The sequence below is a fragment of the Pseudomonas parafulva genome (assembly GCF_000800255.1).
Taxonomy (GTDB): Bacteria; Pseudomonadota; Gammaproteobacteria; order Pseudomonadales; family Pseudomonadaceae; genus Aquipseudomonas; species Aquipseudomonas boreofloridensis.
On sequence record NZ_CP009747.1, the window covers coordinates 3,378,850 to 3,396,281 of the forward strand.

At 65.4% G+C, this 17,432-nt stretch carries 15 protein-coding genes and 1 tRNA gene; 7 read left to right on the plus strand and 9 right to left on the minus strand.

The genetic code is table 11. The annotated features are described in order from the left end of the window. Positions 1-2: 2 nt before the first annotated feature. Both NJ69_RS14655 and NJ69_RS14660 read left to right on the plus strand, forming a co-directional pair. The gene (locus tag NJ69_RS14655; protein ID WP_039580240.1) at positions 3-803 is read left to right on the plus strand and encodes a gamma-carboxygeranoyl-CoA hydratase; all 801 of its coding nucleotides are present in this window, start codon (positions 3-5) and stop codon (positions 801-803) included. Next, a complete protein-coding gene (locus NJ69_RS14660) occupies positions 800-2,734 on the plus strand; it encodes an acetyl/propionyl/methylcrotonyl-CoA carboxylase subunit alpha (RefSeq protein WP_039580242.1) in 1,935 nt (644 codons plus the stop codon). The genes NJ69_RS14655 and NJ69_RS14660 overlap by 4 nt, the downstream gene beginning before the upstream one ends. An 87-nt stretch (positions 2,735-2,821) precedes the next feature. On the opposite strand, the gene NJ69_RS14665 is transcribed toward NJ69_RS14660, so the two are convergent. The 5 genes from NJ69_RS14665 to NJ69_RS14685 form a co-directional block, all read right to left on the minus strand. Continuing rightward, positions 2,822-3,463, minus strand: coding sequence for a hypothetical protein (locus NJ69_RS14665; RefSeq protein WP_039580244.1), 642 nt, complete (start codon positions 3,461-3,463; stop codon positions 2,822-2,824). 100 nt (positions 3,464-3,563) lie between these two features. After that, a complete protein-coding gene (locus tag NJ69_RS14670; RefSeq protein ID WP_052192123.1) occupies positions 3,564-4,175 on the minus strand; it encodes an SMI1/KNR4 family protein in 612 nt (203 codons plus the stop codon). Further along, positions 4,172-6,577 (minus strand): DUF3772 domain-containing protein, encoded by a 2,406-nt coding sequence (locus NJ69_RS14675; protein WP_039580245.1) that lies wholly within the window; start codon positions 6,575-6,577, stop codon positions 4,172-4,174. Before NJ69_RS14675 ends, NJ69_RS14670 begins: the two co-directional genes overlap by 4 nt. 54 nt (positions 6,578-6,631) lie before the next feature. Then, positions 6,632-7,693, minus strand: coding sequence for a bifunctional DNA-binding transcriptional regulator/O6-methylguanine-DNA methyltransferase Ada (ada, locus tag NJ69_RS14680; protein ID WP_039580248.1), 1,062 nt, complete (start codon positions 7,691-7,693; stop codon positions 6,632-6,634). 80 nt (positions 7,694-7,773) lie between these two features. Beyond that, on the minus strand, positions 7,774-8,400 hold the full coding sequence (locus NJ69_RS14685) for a DNA-3-methyladenine glycosylase family protein (protein ID WP_039580250.1): 627 nt from the start codon (positions 8,398-8,400) through the stop codon (positions 7,774-7,776). Between the two features lie 182 nt (positions 8,401-8,582). Here NJ69_RS14685 and NJ69_RS14690 point away from each other — a divergent pair, with 182 nt between their 5' ends. Both NJ69_RS14690 and NJ69_RS14695 read left to right on the plus strand, forming a co-directional pair. Next, complete coding sequence (locus tag NJ69_RS14690; RefSeq protein ID WP_039580252.1) at positions 8,583-9,098, plus strand: sigma-70 family RNA polymerase sigma factor; 516 nt, start codon at positions 8,583-8,585, stop codon at positions 9,096-9,098. Then, complete coding sequence (locus NJ69_RS14695; protein WP_039580255.1) at positions 9,085-10,038, plus strand: FecR domain-containing protein; 954 nt, start codon at positions 9,085-9,087, stop codon at positions 10,036-10,038. Before NJ69_RS14690 ends, NJ69_RS14695 begins: the two co-directional genes overlap by 14 nt. A 39-nt stretch (positions 10,039-10,077) precedes the next feature. Here NJ69_RS14695 and NJ69_RS14700 read toward each other — a convergent pair whose 3' ends face one another. Continuing rightward, positions 10,078-10,566 carry a hypothetical protein gene (locus NJ69_RS14700; protein ID WP_039580257.1) on the minus strand — a complete coding sequence of 163 codons (489 nt, stop codon included), beginning with the start codon at positions 10,564-10,566 and terminating at the stop codon, positions 10,078-10,080. Between the two features lie 186 nt (positions 10,567-10,752). Between NJ69_RS14700 and NJ69_RS14705 the strand changes: the two genes are divergently transcribed. Next, positions 10,753-13,224 (plus strand): TonB-dependent siderophore receptor, encoded by a 2,472-nt coding sequence (locus NJ69_RS14705; RefSeq protein ID WP_039580260.1) that lies wholly within the window; start codon positions 10,753-10,755, stop codon positions 13,222-13,224. A 3-nt stretch (positions 13,225-13,227) separates the two neighbouring features. Here NJ69_RS14705 and NJ69_RS14710 read toward each other — a convergent pair whose 3' ends face one another. The 3 genes from NJ69_RS14710 to NJ69_RS14715 all read right to left on the minus strand — a co-directional run bounded on the left by NJ69_RS14710 (position 13,228) and on the right by NJ69_RS14715 (position 16,085). Further along, positions 13,228-14,388: an MFS transporter gene (locus NJ69_RS14710; RefSeq protein ID WP_039580263.1), complete on the minus strand. Its 1,161-nt coding sequence runs from the start codon at positions 14,386-14,388 to the stop codon at positions 13,228-13,230. 82 nt (positions 14,389-14,470) lie between these two features. Then, entirely contained in the window at positions 14,471-14,614 is a 144-nt protein-coding gene (locus NJ69_RS22775) for a hypothetical protein (RefSeq protein WP_162889563.1), read from the minus strand. 247 nt (positions 14,615-14,861) lie between these two features. Continuing rightward, a complete protein-coding gene (locus NJ69_RS14715) occupies positions 14,862-16,085 on the minus strand; it encodes an MFS transporter (protein ID WP_039580266.1) in 1,224 nt (407 codons plus the stop codon). 190 nt (positions 16,086-16,275) lie between these two features. Here NJ69_RS14715 and NJ69_RS14720 point away from each other — a divergent pair, with 190 nt between their 5' ends. Together NJ69_RS14720 and NJ69_RS14725 are read left to right on the plus strand one after the other, a co-directional pair. Then, positions 16,276-17,208, plus strand: coding sequence for a FecR family protein (locus tag NJ69_RS14720; protein ID WP_432416620.1), 933 nt, complete (start codon positions 16,276-16,278; stop codon positions 17,206-17,208). 94 nt (positions 17,209-17,302) lie between these two features. Continuing rightward, positions 17,303-17,379 (plus strand) — tRNA-Met (locus NJ69_RS14725). Positions 17,380-17,432 lie beyond the last annotated feature (53 nt).

A 17,432-nucleotide genomic window follows, 5' to 3' on the forward strand; every position in this document is an offset into this window, starting at 1 on the left:
CCATGACCGACTTCACCACCCTGCACCTGGAACACGACCCACGCGGATTCGCCACCTTGTGGCTGAACCGCCCGGACAAGCACAACGCGTTCAACGCCGAAATGATTGGCGAACTGATCCAAGCGCTGGACCTGATCGCAGCCGACGCCTCGCTGCGCTTCCTGCTGCTGCGCGGGCGCGGCAAGCACTTTTGCGCGGGCGCGGACCTTGCGTGGATGCAGCAGGCAGCCGGGCTCGACTATGACGCCAATCTGCGCGATGCCCAGCAATTGGCCGAGCTGATGTACAGGCTCGCCGAGTTGCCGATGCCGACCCTGGCAGTGGTGCAAGGCGCGGCCTTCGGCGGCGCGGTCGGCCTGGTCAGTTGCTGCGACATGGCCATCGGCACCCACGACAGCCTGTTCGCCCTGTCGGAAGTGCGTATCGGCCTGGCGCCGGCGGTGATCAGCCCCTTCGTCGTGCAGGCGCTGGGCGAGCGCGCCACGCGGCGTTACGCCCTGACCGCCGAACGTTTCGATGGCCCGTGCGCGCGCGAACTCGGCCTGCTCACCACCACCTGTGCTGCCGACGAGCTGGACGCGCAGTGCCATCGCTGGATCGCCCAACTGTTGCAGAACAGCCCCCAGGCCATGCGTGTCAGCAAGCGCCTGCTGCGTGACGTCGGCAGCGGCGCCCTGAGTGCCGATCTGCGCGCCCGCACCGAAGCGGACATCGCCGGACTGCGGGTCAGTGCCGAAGGTCAGGAGGGCTTGACTGCCTTCCTGGAAAAACGTCAACCGAGCTGGCAGGAATCGCATCCATGAACATTCTCGACACGCTGTTGATCGCCAACCGAGGCGAAATCGCCTGCCGGGTGATGCGCACCGCCAAAGCCATGGGCATCCGTACCGTGGCGGTCCACAGCGCCATCGACCGTGACGCGCGGCATGTGCGTGAAGCCGATCTGGCGGTGGACCTGGGCGGCGCCAAGCCGGCCGAGAGCTACCTGTTGATCGACAGGATCATCGACGCGGCCAAGGCCAGCGGCGCACAGGCGATCCATCCCGGTTACGGCTTTCTCTCGGAAAACGCAGGCTTTGCCCGCGCCATCGAACATGCCGGGCTGCTCTTCCTCGGCCCGCCCGCCTCGGCCATCGAAGCCATGGGCAGCAAATCGGCCGCCAAAGCGCTGATGGAGCGCGCCGGCGTGCCCTTGGTGCCGGGCTATCACGGCGAGGCCCAAGACCTGGAAACCTTCCGCGCCGCGGCCCAGCGCATCGGCTATCCGGTGCTGCTCAAGGCCGCGGCCGGCGGCGGCGGCAAGGGCATGAAAGTGGTCGAGCGCGAAGCCGAACTGGCCGACGCTTTGGCCAGCGCGCAGCGCGAGGCGCAATCGTCGTTCGGCGACGCGCGCATGTTGGTGGAGAAATACGTCCTCAAACCGCGCCATGTGGAAATCCAGGTGTTCGCCGACCGCCACGGCCACTGCCTGTACCTCAACGAGCGCGATTGCTCGATCCAGCGCCGCCATCAGAAGGTGGTCGAAGAAGCCCCGGCACCGGGCTTGTCCGCCGAGCTGCGCCGCGCCATGGGCGAAGCGGCGGTCAAGGCCGCGCAGGCCATCGGCTATGTGGGTGCGGGCACGGTGGAATTTCTGCTCGACGAACGCGGCGATTTCTTCTTTATGGAGATGAATACCCGTCTGCAGGTCGAGCATCCGGTCACCGAACTGATCACCGGCCTCGACCTGGTGGCCTGGCAGATTCGTGTGGCCCGTGGCGAGCCGCTGCCCTTGCAGCAGGCGCAGGTGCCACTGCGCGGCCATGCCATCGAGGTGCGGCTGTATGCCGAAGACCCCGATCACGATTTCCTGCCAGCCACCGGCACCCTTTCGCTGTACCGCGAGGCCACCGAGGGGCCGGGCCGGCGCATCGACAGCGGCGTGGCCCAGGGCGACGGCGTGTCGCCGTTCTACGACCCGATGCTGGGCAAACTGATCGCCTGGGGCGAGAACCGTGAAGAGGCGCGCTTGCGGTTGCTGGCAATCCTCGATGAAACCCTGGTCGGCGGCGTGAAGACCAACCTGACGTTCCTCAGGCGCGTGCTCAGTCATCCCGCGTTCGCCCGTGCCGAGCTCGACACCGGGTTCATCCCCAGGCATCAGGCGCAGCTCTTGCCTGCGCCCGTAGCCCTGCCAGACGCCTTCTGGCACTGCGCCGCCGATGCCTTCATCCAGAGCGAGCCACTGCGCAGCCGCGCCGACGATGCCTACTCACCGTGGACGGCGACCTCCGGCTGGCGGTCCGGCGGCGGCGCCGAGATCGAACTGCACCTGAGCTGCCAGGGCGTGGAGCGCCGCGTGCGCGCCCATGGCCAGAACCGCTTGCAGGGCGAGCAGTTGCGGGTGGCTGGCCAGCCGAGTCAACGTCTCCCCGCCGTTCGCCAGGGCGACACGCTGTATCTGAAATGGGAGGGAGAGCTGCACGCCATCACCCGCTTCGACCCTATCGCGGCCTGCGCCAGCCACGCTCACCCCGGCGGCCTGAGCGCGCCGATGAATGGCAGTGTTGTACAGGTTCTAGTGGCCCCGGGCGATCAGGTCGAAGCCGGCGCCGCACTGGTATTGCTCGAAGCGATGAAGATGGAGCACAGCATCCGCGCGCCGCACAGCGGGACGGTGAAAGCGGTGTATTGCAGCGAGGGTGAGTTGGTGGCCGATGGGGCTGTGCTGGTCGAGCTTGAGGAAGGGCGGTAAACGTTTCTGGGCCTGCGACGCTGATGAAAGCGGCTAGCGCTCGTTCAGCACAACAAGCGCCAGCCGGTATTGGTGTCGGTCGTCAATTCACAGGTGAGGCACTCTCGTGGGGCGGCGACGAGAAGTGTCCGGAATTGATCTGACGATACAGGGAAACAGTGACGACCAGCGCGCAGATGAGAAAAAAATACCGAATATGCGCCAGGTGCGCTCCGCCCCTTGGGAGAGATTTTTACTGTCTGCCGCCACCATGTCGATCGCAAAGAGCGCGAACCAGGCAAACCAAATAGGCGCTAACACGCTGACCAGTAAAACTTGGACAGTCTGCGTTTCCTCGGTGAATAGTGCGACGCCTGCCATACCGAGCATCATTGAACCCATACTCAGACAGAGCGCCCTGCCCGTGCGCCAAGGCGCCTGGAGCATTCTGAACCCCCGGCTGCGCGGTTCAGGTTGAACAATGAACAGAATCGCCAAAGACAGCACGGATAGCGTCAGTAGAACAAGCATGCTTTTCAGTGCGACCCCTTCTTCGAACACACCGGCGAAGAAAGCATTGAAGTTCTCACTGGGTGAATACTGTATCGCCAGCGCGACTGTAATGCCCCAGATAAGGAAGAACGGTGTCGCCAGAAGGTCATTTTTCAGTCTGCTCTTGAACAGACTTGAGCAGCTAATGGGGGGATAAACTGTCGGCTGTACGATGTGTTTTTGGATTTCAGTAACCATCACGTCCTCTGTGAATTTTCAACATAGCGCGCTGATGTTGCTATCGCGTCAAGGTGAGAATCAAGTACTGCCCTGCCAACGCGGGCAAGGCAGCAACTCATTAGTCCTCGAAGATGAAGTCGAACTCAGCCTCGAACAGCGTGTGCAGGTAAGCGCTGAAGTCAGAGGCGATCACCTTGTAGCTGTCAGGATCGTGCAGGTAGCGCACCACCTGCCCCGACACCCCGCCCGGTGCCGGGTCGAAGTCGACGTACAACTGCGAGGTGCCGCCATTGTTGATGCAGTAGGCGAAGCACAACCGTCGATTGAGCGGGGCATGAGCATCGATGCCGGCCCCGAGCAACTCGGGGTCTTCGTCCAGATATTCCTCATAGATCTGCGCGATGCTGGTCGGCGCGGCCTCGCTGTCCTCGAGGATCTGCGCCACCGAGCGCAGGTAGTACGGGTACTCCACCACATCGGAACCGAGGATCGGTACGGCGATTTCGCCGCCCGGATACGCGCGCCAATGGGTTCCGTCCACCTGCTGCAGCAAGCCGATCAGCGCCGGCGGGCACTGTGGGTAGCGTTGCACCAGGCGCTGCAGATCTTCAGGCGAAGCGCCATGGGCGCGGGCGAACTGCTCGGCTTCGTCTTCGCCCAGGCGCTTGCGCACTTCGGCCAGGTAATCGGTGGCCAGGGTCAGGCTGTGCTGATGGGCGTCGAGCGTCATGTCGTCGGTTCCTCAGAAGGCTTTTGGGCATCTTGCAGCAGCACCATACTCTGCGGCGAAGACAGCGCAATGCCTTCATCGCGCAGGCGGCCCAGAATGGTGAACAGCAGGTCGCTGCGCGCGCCCCCCACCTGGCGGGGGCTGGCCACGTAGCCGCTGGCGCTGATCAGCATGCCGCTGGCGGTCAAATCCTTGAAGGTCACCGACGGCGCCGGGGCATCGAGAATGCCTTCATGTTCCTGGAACGCTTGCAGCAGCAACTCGCGCACCCGCCCGGCATCGGTGTCCAGCGGCAGGGTCAGGGTCACGCCGACCACACCCAGGGCGTTGGCCATGGTGACGTTGCGCACGTTCTGGGAAATGAACTGCGAGTTGGGCACGATCACCGTCGAGCGATCGGACATCTGGATCTCGGTGGCGCGCACATTGATGCGCCGGATATCGCCCTCGACGCCGGCCAGGCTGACCCAGTCGCCGACCTTCACCGGTCGCTCGGTGAGCAGGATCAAGCCGGAGATGAAGTTCTGCACGATCTGTTGCAGGCCGAAACCGATACCTACCGACAGCGCACTGACCACCCAGGTGAGGCTGGTCAGGTTGATGTGCAGGGTCGACATCACCAGCATGGCCAGGAACAGGAAGCCCAGGTAACCGACCAGGGTCACCAGCGAGGCGCGCATGCCGGCGTCCATGTCGGTTTCCGGCAGCAGCCGCTCGCTCAGCCAGCGCTTGAGCACGCGCAAGGCGAACAGGCCGCCGAGGAAGATCGCCAGGGCCAGGAAGATGTCCTGGGGCACGATGTTCAAGTTGCCCAGCAGCTTGCCGCCGCTGCCGTCCCAGTCGGCCAGGCTCAGCAGCAGCTCGCTGGGGCTGGTGCCCGACGGCATGAACGCCAGCAGTGCGGCGATGAACAGCATCACCGTGCGCCCCAGCCCGCCCAGCAAGGTGCTGGCCTGGGCCTGATGGCGGTGCTGCAGGCCGAGCGCCGAGGCCAGGGCCGCGCCGCCGGGTTGACGTGGCGACAGCAGGGTCTCGCAGAGGTCGCCGAACACCGTGACCAGCAGGTAGGCACACACCGCCACTACGCTGATCCACAGCAGCTTGGCGGTGAGGAAGTAGGCCAGGGTCAGGTAGCCGGCGAGCAGAGACGCCAGAATCGCAATGACCCACAGCACCACCACGAACGGAATCAGCCCGGCCAGGCCGGCGGGGCGCTCCAGGCCGTGCTGGCGTCGGGTGCGGCGGTAGCGCACCAGCGCCGCGACGAACAGCAGCGACACCACCAGTGCGGTCAGGCCGTTGGTGGCCAGGGTCAGCGCCAGGCTGGTGCCGATCACGCTGTTGATGCGCTCCTGGGTCAGCAGCAGCACCAGGGTCAGGGCCAGCACTTGCGGGAACCAGGCCAGCGCTTCGGCCACCTCGTCGGGAATCGGCGGCAAGCGCCACGACGGCCGTTGCAGCATCAGCATGGCGCGGCCCAGGCCGGAAATGAAGGCGCTGAACACCACCAGGGTGAGGATATGGTTGGTCAGGCTGGCCAGGTCCGCGCCCAGCTCGGCGCTGCTTTCCAGGCCCCAGCGCAGCAGCGACACCGACCCGGAAATGGTCGCCAATGTAGCCAGGGCCACGCTCAGGGCCAGGGCACTGCGACGCAACCGGCCTTCGGGCAGCCAGCGGATCATGGCGTCGGCCAACAGCCGTTCGAGCACGCGGCGCACCAGGGTCCAGACCAGAATCGCCGCCACCAGCGAGGTGATGAACCACCAGCGGTGCTCGGCATTGAACGCCGTGGCCACGGCATCGGCCGCTTCGCCGCGCAGGTCGCGCAGGCGCGACACGTCTTCATCGGTGGGGCGGATGAAGCTCGACCAGAACGCCGGGCTCAGCGGGCTGGCCGCACGGCTGCTGATCTGCGAGTTGAACAGGCTGCGGCGCAGGTTGACGATCTGCGTGGACAGGTCGCGGGCCGACTGGGTCAGTTGGGTGGCCTCGGTCTGTTCGCCGACCAGCGCCTTTTTCTGCTTGTCCAGTTGCTGGCGCTGGCGGGTCAGGCTGTCGGGCTCGTCCGGCTGCACCGGGCCGAGTACGTTGAGCTGATCGTCCAGACGGGCGACGTCGGCGGTGCGCTGGGTGGCCAGGGCATCGGCCTGGCGCTGCACCTGCAAGGCCGACTGGCGCAGTTGCGACAGCACATCGTCGTTGGCGTTGGTGGTGACGCCCTGGCGGATCTGGTCGAGCCGATCGCTCAAATCCTGCAGGCTGGCGTGTTCGTCCAGGGTCTGCTGCTCGGCGGCCGCCAGGCTCGCCGGGGCATCGCCGGGTGCCGACCAGGCCGGCGTCGCTACGCACAACAACAAAGCCAAGATCACTGCATAAAAACGCTCAAGGCTGACATGCCTCATCGACTTCCCCTCTATGCAAATCGATAGGCGAAGAATTCTACGCTGCCTCCGCGCTCAGGTGAGCACCGTTTCTCGTTTCAGCAGCGCACGTTTGCGCGCCACGCCCCAGCGATAGCCGCTCAGATCGCCATCGCGGCGCACCACCCGATGACAGGGAATGGCCACGGCGATGCGATTGGCCGCACAGGCCAGGGCGACCGCACGCACCGCCTTGGGCGCGCCGATGCGCTCGGCGATGTCGCTGTAGCTCACCTGCGTGCCGGCCGGCACCTCGCGCAGGGCTTGCCAGACCCGCTCCTGGAAGGCCGTGCCCTGTACGTCCAAGGGCAGACGCAAGCCCAGCGACGGCTGTTCGACGAAGCCCACCACCTCGGCCACCAGACGCTCGAACGCGCTGTCGCCACCGATCAGTTCGGCCTTGGGAAACTGATCCTGCAAGTGTTCGAGCAGCACCTGCGGGTCATCGCCCAGCGCGATGGCGCAAATACCCCGCTCGCTCTGCGCCACCAGGATCGCCCCTAGAAAACACTGGCCCAGCGCGAAGCGAATGCAGGCCCCGGCACCACCGGCCCGGTAGTCACGGGCGCGCATGCCCAGGCGCTGGTCGGCATCGGCGTAGAACCGGCTGTTGGAATTGAAGCCGGCCTCGAAGATCGCCTCGGTGATGCTGCCCGCTTGCTCCAACCCATCGCGCAGTCGCCTGGCCCGAAACGCCGTGGCGTAGGCCTTGGGCGTGAGGCCGGTTTCGGCCTTGAACAGGCGATGCAAATGAAAGGGACTGACCGCCAGTTGCGCAGCCAACTGCGCGAGTGGCACGGCGCTGTCGCTGGACTCGATCAGGCGGCAGGCCCGAGCCACCAGCGTAGTGCGCCGGGTTTCGGGTTCGCCGCTCTTGGCCGTGCAGCGCTTGCAAGGCCGGTAGCCCGCCGCCTGGGCGGCGACGGTGTCGCTGAAGAACTCGATATTTTCGCGCTTGGCCAGGCGCGAGGGACAACCGGGATGGCAATGGATGCCAGTGCTGCGCACGGCATACACGAAGTGGCCTCGCGCGGCAGGGTCACGGGTCTGTACGGCCTGCCAGCGCTGAGCATCGGTGCAGTAAGGAATGACAGACATGATCGACGCCTCTGACGGAATTGGCTGCGACGGTGACAGGCGCCGCTCAGGCGAGCACTCCGCTTCTTGCTCAGTTATTGTCAGGCACGCCAGAGATACCAGGCTGCCACGGTTCGATACGGACGCCACGGCTCGCCCAACACGCGCATCTGCGCAGGCGTCGGCGCGCGCTCCAGCCCCTTCAGGCGACGGTACCCCTCGCGTATGCCGAAGTCATCCACCGGCAGGATGTCCGAGCGCTCAAGGCTGTAGATCAGCAGCATTTCCACGGTCCAGCGGCCGACACCGTGCAGGCTCACCAGGCGCTCGACCAGCGCAGCGTCGGCCATCGTCCGCGCTTGCTGCAACGTCGGTACTTGCCCGTCCAGGCGGGCCTGGGCGATGCCCAGGATGGTCGCCAGCTTGCGCGCCGAGAGCCCGCAATCGCGCAGTAGCTGCGGATCGGTCGCGAGCAGTTGCTCGGGCGCGGGGAAGCGTTGATTCGGGTACAGCGCCAGCAGCCGGCCGAGAATCGCCTCGGCGGCCCGGGCGTGCAATTGCTGATAGGCCACCGCACGCACCAACGCCTCGAAGGGTTCCCGTCCGGGTTTGGCGCGGTGCAGGCAGGGGCCGACGCGGGCAACGAGCCGAGCCCAGTCCGGGTCCAGGTCGCTGAGAAACGCGCGGGCCTGCTCGAAAGCCTGGGGCGAAAGGTCGGCGTGGATCATGGGGCGGCTACCGGTGGCGCAGAGACGAAGCCCACAGGGTAGACCACGCGCGGCTCAGCGTATCGCCGAATCCTGCGCAGCGAATTCGCACTGCGCCATTGCTGGCAGATCGTCACGCGCCTAGAATTGAGAACCATTAACAATCGTACTTCCACCCTCTTCTCCTCCAGGACCGCCGTCTGATGCCGCTCAACGACACGCTCGCGCCTGCCGACATCGATCAGCTCTACCAGACCCACAACGCCTGGCTGCGTGGCTGGCTGCGGGCGCGGGTCGGCTGTCGGGAGCATGCCGCCGACCTGGCTCAGGACACCTTCGTGCGCCTGCTGCGTGCGCGCAATGTTTCGCCGCTCAAGGAACCGCGCGCTTATCTGAGCAGCGTCGCCCGCGGCCTGATGATCGACCAGTACCGCCGCCGCGCCCTGGAGCGTGCTTATCAGCAAAGTTTGGCCGGCGTGCCGGAAGGCGAGGCGCCGAGCGAGGAACACCGTCTGGTGATCCTCGACACCCTCGAGCGCCTGGATCGCGCCCTGCATCAGCTCAAGCCGCGAACGCGGGAGGCCTTTTTGCTGGCCCAGCTCGACGGTCTGAGCATCGCCCGGATCGCCGCACACCTGAAGGTGTCGAGGGCCACGGTCGAACGCGACCTGGCCAAGGCCTTGGCCGCCTGCTACCGGGTGCACTATGCCGAACACTGAGCAGGCACCGGCCCGGGTGCAGGTGGACGAGGCCATTGCCTGGCTGGTCAAGCTGCGCTTCGACGAGCCGAATGCACGGCTTGAACGGCAGTTCCAGGGCTGGCTGCAGCGTCATCCGCTCAACGCCCTGGCCTGGCAGCGGGTCAGCCGCATGGGTGAGGAATTGGCGGGTCTGCCCTCGGCCCTGAGCCGGCGCACCCTCGACCACAGCCAGCGCCAGCGCTTGGCCCGGCGCGACACGCTCAAGCTGCTGGCAGGCCTGGCGGTGTGCACGGGCGCGGCCTGGGGCCTGCGCGAGCCGTTGGGCCTGCCCGCGCTGATGGCCGACAGCCGCACCGCCACTGGCGAGCGCCGCGACCTGCGGGGCAGCGACGGCAGCCGCCTGCAACTCAATACCGCCAGCGCCATCGACCTGCGCTACAGCGCCAACCAGCGGTTGCTGACGCTGATCCGGGGTGAGGTCAGCCTGGCCAGCCAGGCCGACGATAAGCGCCCCTTCCATATTCAGACGCCGGTCGGCGAGCTGAACACCCGCGATGGCCATCTCCTGCTGCGCGAGCATGACGCCGGCCTGCTGCTGGCCGTGCGCAGCGGCGAGGTGCAGCTGTTCCCGGCGTCCGCTCAGTCGCGGCGCGTGGGGCCGGGTGAAGTGCTGAACGTCAGTCCTGCGGGCGGGGTCGAGGCGGCCCATTTGCAGGGTGATCCGTGGGGCTGGACCGAGGGCGTGCTGAGCGTGCAGAAGATGCCGCTCGGTGCCTTCGTGACGGAGTTGTCACGCTATCGACCAGGGTTCATCCGCTGCGCCCCGCAGGTGGCCGGGCTCGAGGTGTCGGGCACCTATCAGTTGGCCGACACCGATCAGATTCTGTATCTGATCGCCCACACGCTGCCGGTGCGTGTCGACTATCGGACGCGGTATTGGGTGAGTATCGGCGCCTAGTGGCGCAGGTGGTGGGACATTGACTGGGGAGCCGAAGATTCAAAGCGCCAGAGGGCTGATGAATGGCTCATCCTGGCGCTCATCGTCCGCATCCGCTCTTCTGAACACCAAGGGTGCGATCACTTCGACAACGCCGTTCGTCAGTAAAATGGGCGACGGCACCGTCACAGGAAGACGGGAAAGTCTGACGCCGATCAACACGGTTTCTGCACGGAAAATGAGATTGCCCGACACCAGTTGGGTGTTGAAAGCGACGATTCGACCCTTGTGGTCCAGCAGTAAACGCAGATAGAGATCCGCATCAGGCGCCAGTTCCACGGCCGCACGCGGATAACTCTTCTGCGCACGGATCGCCTTCAGCATTCGCCTGGCGAACTGATCGTGGATGAGCTGTTCCTCAGGGGTATTCGGGGAAGCTTGAGCCGCCGTGCAGAGCGAAAACCCACCCAGCCACACCACCAAAACGGCAAAAATCGTAACGACTGTCCAACGCTTCACGCTGTATTCCTTCACCTGATCCCAATCCATAACCCCGGTCCAGTGGCGCTTGGCGCAGCGACAAACCCGCGGCGCGACAGCTTAATGCATTTCCCCGAACGAATCGCGCGCACCGAAAACATCGATTGCACAAAATAAATGAGGTGGAATCTCATTCTCGTCCGGCCTGAAGGAATCAAGCCCATACGTGGCTCACCCCGACTTCAGGAGCGCTCCATGATTCGCCCGTGTTCCCCCTCCTCCACTGGACTGCGCCGTGCCATCCACGCCGCCGCCTTCGGCCTGGGCCTGGCCGGCAGCGGCCTTTGTGTCCAAGCCGTGGCCGCCCCGGCCGACCAACGTCAGCAGCTTTCCTGGAACATTGCTCCGGGGCCCTTGGCCGCAGCGCTGGAACAGCTGGCGCGCCAGGGCGGGCTGAACCTCTCGTTCGATGCCGCCGGCCTCGCGGGCAAGACCACCGGCGGCGTGCAGGGCCGCCATGACAGCGCCCAGGCCCTGTCGATCCTGTTGCAGGGCAGCGACGTACAGGCCCAGCAGCAAAGCGCGAACAGCTTCATCCTGATGCCGGCGCTGGACGTCGGCGATGCCCTGCAACTGGGCGCCACCAGCATCTCCAGCGACCTGCTGGGCGAAACCACCGAACACACCGGCTCCTACACCACCGGTGCGGTGACCATCGGCAAAACCCCGCAGAGCATCCGCCGCACACCGCAGTCGGTCACCGTGGTCACCCGCCAGCGCATCGACGACCAGCAGATCACCAACCTGACCAACCTGCTGGAGCAGACGCCCGGCGTGGTGGTCAACCTCACCGACAGCGAGCGGGTGCAGTACTACTCGCGCGGCTACTCCATCGACGCCATCCAGTACGACGGCGCCACCGTGGTGCAGAGCAGCGGCGGCGGCTCTTTCATCCAGAGCGATGCCGCGATCATCGACCGTGCCGAGATCCTGCGCGGGGCCACCGGCATGCTGCGCGGCTCGGGCAACCCGTCGGGCACGGTGAACCTGGTGCGCAAGCGGCCGACCTACGACTACCAAGGCAGCGGCAGCATCACCCTCGGCACCTGGAACGCCCAACGCTATGTGGCCGACGTTTCCGGCCCGCTGACCGACACCGGCAACGTGCGCGGCCGGATCATTGCCGTGCACGACGACAAGGACCACTTCCAGCGCTCGCGCCAGGAGCGCAAGGACGTGCTGTATGGCGCGCTGGCCTTCGACCTCAGCGACAGCACCACCCTGACCACCGGTCTTGAATGGACCCAGCTCGATGCCACCGGGGCCTGGGGCAACCTGCCGGCCGACTACGACGGCTCGCCCCTGCCGCTGGGCCGCAGCACCTACCTGGGCGCCGACTGGAACCGCTGGAACCGCAGCAACCTGCAAAGCTTCGCCGAACTCGAACACCGCTTCGACAACGACTGGACGCTCAAGCTGATGGCCCAGCGCACCCATTTCCAACTGGCCGACGACGGTTTCAAGCAGACCTACTTCACCCGCGCCACCGGCACCGCCAATCCCACCAACAACCCCTACCTGATGCGCTACCAGGTCACCGAGGGCGATGGCGGCGAAAGCCTGCAGAACAACCTCAGCGCCACCCTCAACGGGCCGTTCGACCTGTTCGGTCGCACCCATGAACTGATGGTCGGGGTCGAGCGAATTCGCAACGATTCCTACGCCTCGGCCACCAATTTCGTGCAGTCGGGGCTGTTCGACATCCGCACCTGGGACCCCAAGCGCAGCCTGGCCAATCCACCGATCGACATCACCGCGCACCCGGTGCGCACCCGTACCACCCAGGAAGGTGCCTACGCCACTTGGCGCATTTCCCTGGCCGACCCGCTCACTGCCATCATCGGCGCGCGCAGCAACTGGTATGACTACGAGCAGGAAAACAACACCCGCTCCAGCGGCACATTCAGCGTCGACAACAAGGTGGTGCCCTACGCCGCGCTGATCTACGACCTCAACGACAACTTCAGCACCTACGCCAGCTACACCGAAATCTTCAACCCGCAGACCGCCACCAACGCCAGCGGCTCGGTGCTCGCACCGGTCACCGGCGAAGCCTACGAGACGGGCATCAAGGGCGAGTTCTACGACGGTCGGCTGAACACCTCGCTGGCGTTCTTCCGTATCTACCAGGTCGGCAACCCGCTGGACGACATCAGCGGCCCCAACCCCTGCCCGCCGAACTACACCAGCGGCTACTGCAAGGTGGCGGCCGGCAAGAACCGTAGCCAGGGCTTCGAGCTGGAAATTTCCGGCGAAGTGCTGCCGGGCTGGAACGTCAGTGGCGGCTACACCTACAACACGACCGAATACCTCAAGGACACCACCGGCAACACCGGCAACGCCATTCGCACCACCGACCCCAAGCGTCTGCTGCGCCTGTTCACCAGCTATCGCCTGCCAGGCGAATGGGAGGCGTGGACCGTTGGCGGTGGGGTGCAGGCGCAAAGCGACATCTACAACCGCAGTGGCAATGCGGTGGCCAGCCAGTCGGGCTACGCGGTGTACAACGCCATGGTCAACTACCGCTTCAACGATCAGTACTCGCTGCAGGTCAACGCCAACAACCTGTTCGACCGCCGCTACTACCGTCAGGTGGCGCCGACGCCGACTGGCTACTACTGGGGTGACCCACGCAACGTTTCGGTCACCCTGCGCGGCAGCTTCTGAGGCCTAGCCCGCCTGGACTGACACCCGCTGAACCTGCCGATACGCCTGGCGGGCGAAGCACACGAACAGCCCGGCCATCAGCGCCAGGGCCATGGGCAGGCCGTGGGGCGCGACATCCATCGCCGCCCCGCTGAGCAGCGGACCGACCAGGCTACCGGCGCCCCACAGCAGCCCGACGCTGGCGTTGGCGGTGACCAGGTCGCGTCCTTTGAAGCGCTGGCCGATCAGCACCAGCGCCAGGGTGTAGATGCCGCCGGCCACTGCGCCAAGCAGCACCAGCAGCGGCCACAATAGCCAGGTCAGGTTCAGCAGCCAGGGCAAGGCGATGCCGATGACCATGGCCACCACGCCGCACAGCAGGTGCAGCCCGGTACGCTCGACCCGGTCGGCCAGCCAGCCCAGTGGCAGTTGGAAGAGCATGTCGCCGGCGAACACCACCGTCACCATCAACGCCGCCACGCCCACGGCAAAGCCGTGGCTGGTGGCGTAGACCGGCAGCAAGGAGAGCACCACAGCGTCGAAGAACGAGAAAAACAGCACCGCTACGCACAGTGCCGGGGCGACGCGGAAGAACCCCGCCAGGGTGAAGCTGCGCGCGTCCTCCTCGTCATGCTCGATGCAGTCATTCGGCACGCTGAACACGATGCACAGCAGGGCCAGGCCGTAACCGGCGGTGACCACGGCGGTGATCCATGGGCTGTTCGGCCCGAGCAACGCCAGCAGCGCCGGGCCGAGTACCTGAAAGCCGGTGAAACTGGTGGCGTACAGCGCCATGATCTTGCCGCGGTTGTGCTCCGCGCACAGCGCATTGACCCACGACTCGCCGAGAATGATGGCGATGCCCATGCCGATCCCCAAAGCCAGGCGCAGCAGCGCCAGCAGCCAGAGCCTGTCGAAAGCCCATTCCAGCAAACCGATGCTCAAGGCACACAGGCTGAAGCACAGCAGGTAGAGGGTGCGCCGGGTGAAGTGCCGACAGCAGGCATCGACCATGAAGGCCGAGAGCATCATCCCGGCAGCAGGAATCGCCGAGACCATGCCGATTTCCAGGGTGCCCGCCCCGGCCTGGTGCAGACGCAACGACACTAGCGGCAGGCTGGCCCCCAGGCTGAAGCCCACCACCGACACGGCGAACAACAGGCCCGCCAGCAAACGCATGTTCATGTACTTTTCCACCCCACCGAAGGATCGACAAATGCAGGCGCCCACGGCCGTGTCGAGAACACACGGCAGACGCAGGCCTGGATCAGCGCGAGGCGAGGTGCGGGGAGAAGGTGAAGGCGAACAGCACGCTGCGTCGACGCTTGAGCACCGTGTCGCTCGGCCACGCGCGGCGCGCTGTCGGGGCGACAGGCTGGCAGCAGGGGCTGGGGCTACGGGTGCGGCGCATTGCGAGGTTCGCTGCAAGAAGATGAGGGGGTCGGACTCTAGGCCAGCGCCGCCTAATCCGTCAACGCCCAGGCAGCGCCGGGATGCTGTTCACTCAAGATCTATAGTGCTGGCATTGGGGCTGCTGCGCAGCCCTTTCGCGGCACAAGGCCGCTCCCACAAGTTCCGCGCAGCCCCATGTCTACGGCTTTACGCGGACTTTGTGGGAGCGGCCTTGTGTCGCGATTGGACCGCTTCGCGACCCCGGCTCAACGCTTCCCGGTCGATGGCAAGAACACCGCCAGCAAGCCGAACAACGGCAGGAACGAGCACAATCCGTACACGTACTCGATCCCGCGCAGGTCGGCCAGGTAACCGAGCAGCGCCGCGCCGATGCCGCCGAAGCCGAACATCAGGCCGAAGAAGATCCCGGCGATCATGCCCACGTTACCCGGCACCAGTTCTTGCGCGTACACCACGATCGCGGAAAACGCCGAGGCCAGTATGAAACCGATCACCAGGCTCAGCACGGTGGTCCAGAACAGATCGGCATACGGCAGCGCCAGGGTGAATGGCGCCACCCCCAGAATCGAGAACCAGATCACCGCCTTGCGCCCGATGCGGTCACCGATCGGCCCGCCGAAGAAGGTGCCAGCGGCTACGGCGCCGAGGAACAGGAACAGGTGCAATTGCGAACTGGCCACCGACAGGCCGAACTTCTCGATCAGATAGAAGGTGAAGTAGCTGGTGAAGCTGGCCATGTAGAAGTACTTGGAGAACACCAGCAGGCCCAGCACCACCAGCGCCGCCAGCACGCGTCGACGCGACAGCCCATGGCTGGCGACGCCGCCCTTGCGCGCCTTGTACTGGTTCAGGTGGTCCTTGTACCAGCGCCGCAGCACCAGGGTTACGCCGAAGAAGAACAGGGCTGCCAGACCGAACCAGGCCACATGGGTCTGACCAAACGGAATGACGATGGCCGCTGCCAGCAATGGGCCGAATGCGGAGCCGGCATTGCCGCCGACCTGGAAGGTCGACTGCGCCAGGCCGAAGCGCCCACCCGACGCCAGCCGGGCGATGCGCGAGGTCTCCGGGTGGAAGGTCGACGAGCCGATGCCCACCAGCGCCGAGGCCAGGAGGATCATCTGAAAGCTGCCGACGAAGGCGAGCATGACGATCCCCACCAGGGTGCACAGGGTGCCCATCGGCAACAGGTTCGGCGTAGGGCGTTTGTCGGTGTAGAAGCCGACCCAGGGCTGCAGCAGCGAGGCTGTCACCTGGAAGGTCAAGGTGATCAGGCCGATTTGGGCGAAGCTCAGGTCGTAGTTGGCCTTGAGCATCGGATAGATGGCCGGCAGGACCGACTGGATCAGGTCATTGATCAGGTGCGCCAGCGCGCAGAACGTGATGATCCGCATCACCAGCGGACTGCTGCCGGAGGTCGGCGTAGCGTTGGGGATCGCGGGGCTGCTCGGGGTACTGCTGATGGCCATGGGCTCGACATCCGTGCTCTGGTTGGGCTCCGATTATTAGAAACATCTCGATACGAAGCCACCCCTAATTTGCCAGCGGGGCGCCATCCATCCGATGCGTACTTGTAAATGGTTCTCACTACAATTAGCATCTTTCGCTCCCTTCCCTCAGTTCCGGGCACCCTGCCCGCTTCGCGAGCCGACCGATACCATGAGCCCGATGCCAGCCGCGCGGTTCGACCCTGATCCCCACCAAGAAGCGCTGCAGTGGCTGGCCCTGCTGAGCCGCCCCGGCAGTCACGCGCAGCAGCGCAAGGCCTTCGCCCAGTGGTGCCAGGACCCGGAAAACGCTCGCGCCTTCGCCGCCCTGCAGCACCGTCCTGGCTCAGTGCCGACCCCGGCCGGGCGGCCGCGTCCACGACCGCTGGCGCTGCGCCGCAGCCACTGGGGCAGCCTGCTCGGCGCGCTGTTCCTGCTGCTGCTGGCCGCACTGGCCTTTGTCTACTGGCCACTGATGCAGCGCCTGGGCAGCGAACTGCACACCAGTGCTGGCGAGCGGCGCAGCGTGCGTCTGGCCGATGGCTCCACCCTGCACTTGGACGGTGCCAGCGCGATGAACGTGGACTTGCGCGGTCGCACCCGACAGTTGCAACTGGTGCAGGGCTTGGTGGATCTGGAGGTCAACCTCGATGGGCGCGCGCTGGAAGTCCAGGTGGACGATGTGTCGATCCAGGTCTTCGCCACGCGCCTGAGGCTCAGCCGCTACGGCGATCACGACGAGCTGGTGGTGCTCAACGGCAAGGCCGTGATCCGCCAGGGCGGCGACCAGCGCCTGCTCTCGGCCGGCGAGCGGGTGCGGTTCGATTCGGGGCATCTGGAGGCGGTGGAAAAAGTCGACACCCGCAGCCTTCAGGCGTGGCGCGACGGTCGCTTGATCGCCCGCGACCTGCCTTTGCAGCAGGTGCTGGAGGCGCTGGCCGGTTATCGGGGTATGCGGGTGTGGGTGCTGGACGCGCAGATCGGGCAACGCCGAATCAGCGGCGATTTTGCGCTGGACCCTGCCAGCAATACGCTGGATGCGCTGATCGCCGACCAGCAACTGCGGGCCTACCCCTTGCTCGGCCAGGCGCTGATCGTCCATTGAGGTGAGGTGCACGGCTAAGCGTCTGAAACCGTGTAGATTTTTTTTGAAATGAGTGTTGACACAAGGGCATCACAAGAGAATAATGCGCGCCATTGGCTACATAGCTCAGTTGGTTAGAGCATAGCATTCATAATGCTGGGGTCCGGGGTTCAAGTCCCTGTGTAGCCACCAAACCTGAAAAGGGCTTACCGCAAGGTAAGCCCTTTTTCTTTGCCTGCGATTTC

Bases quoted from the DNA above. Each gene is read 5' to 3' on its own strand.
- NJ69_RS14655 (WP_039580240.1), top strand. From the start codon at position 3: ATGACCGACTTCACCACCCTGCACCTGGAACACGACCCACGCGGATTC.
- NJ69_RS22775 (WP_162889563.1), bottom strand. From the start codon at position 14,614: ATGCGCCGCACCCGTAGCCCCAGCCCCTGCTGCCAGCCTGTCGCCCCG.
- NJ69_RS14695 (WP_039580255.1), top strand. From the start codon at position 9,085: ATGCCGAACACTGAGCAGGCACCGGCCCGGGTGCAGGTGGACGAGGCC.
- NJ69_RS14710 (WP_039580263.1), bottom strand. From the start codon at position 14,388: ATGAACATGCGTTTGCTGGCGGGCCTGTTGTTCGCCGTGTCGGTGGTG.
- NJ69_RS14705 (WP_039580260.1), top strand. From the start codon at position 10,753: ATGATTCGCCCGTGTTCCCCCTCCTCCACTGGACTGCGCCGTGCCATC.
- NJ69_RS14685 (WP_039580250.1), bottom strand. From the start codon at position 8,400: ATGATCCACGCCGACCTTTCGCCCCAGGCTTTCGAGCAGGCCCGCGCG.
- NJ69_RS14675 (WP_039580245.1), bottom strand. From the start codon at position 6,577: ATGAGGCATGTCAGCCTTGAGCGTTTTTATGCAGTGATCTTGGCTTTG.
- NJ69_RS14715 (WP_039580266.1), bottom strand. From the start codon at position 16,085: ATGGCCATCAGCAGTACCCCGAGCAGCCCCGCGATCCCCAACGCTACG.
- NJ69_RS14670 (WP_052192123.1), bottom strand. From the start codon at position 4,175: ATGACGCTCGACGCCCATCAGCACAGCCTGACCCTGGCCACCGATTAC.
- NJ69_RS14660 (WP_039580242.1), top strand. From the start codon at position 800: ATGAACATTCTCGACACGCTGTTGATCGCCAACCGAGGCGAAATCGCC.
- NJ69_RS14690 (WP_039580252.1), top strand. From the start codon at position 8,583: ATGCCGCTCAACGACACGCTCGCGCCTGCCGACATCGATCAGCTCTAC.
- NJ69_RS14665 (WP_039580244.1), bottom strand. From the start codon at position 3,463: ATGGTTACTGAAATCCAAAAACACATCGTACAGCCGACAGTTTATCCC.
- NJ69_RS14720 (WP_432416620.1), top strand. From the start codon at position 16,276: ATGAGCCCGATGCCAGCCGCGCGGTTCGACCCTGATCCCCACCAAGAA.
- NJ69_RS14700 (WP_039580257.1), bottom strand. From the start codon at position 10,566: ATGGATTGGGATCAGGTGAAGGAATACAGCGTGAAGCGTTGGACAGTC.
- ada (WP_039580248.1), bottom strand. From the start codon at position 7,693: ATGTCTGTCATTCCTTACTGCACCGATGCTCAGCGCTGGCAGGCCGTA.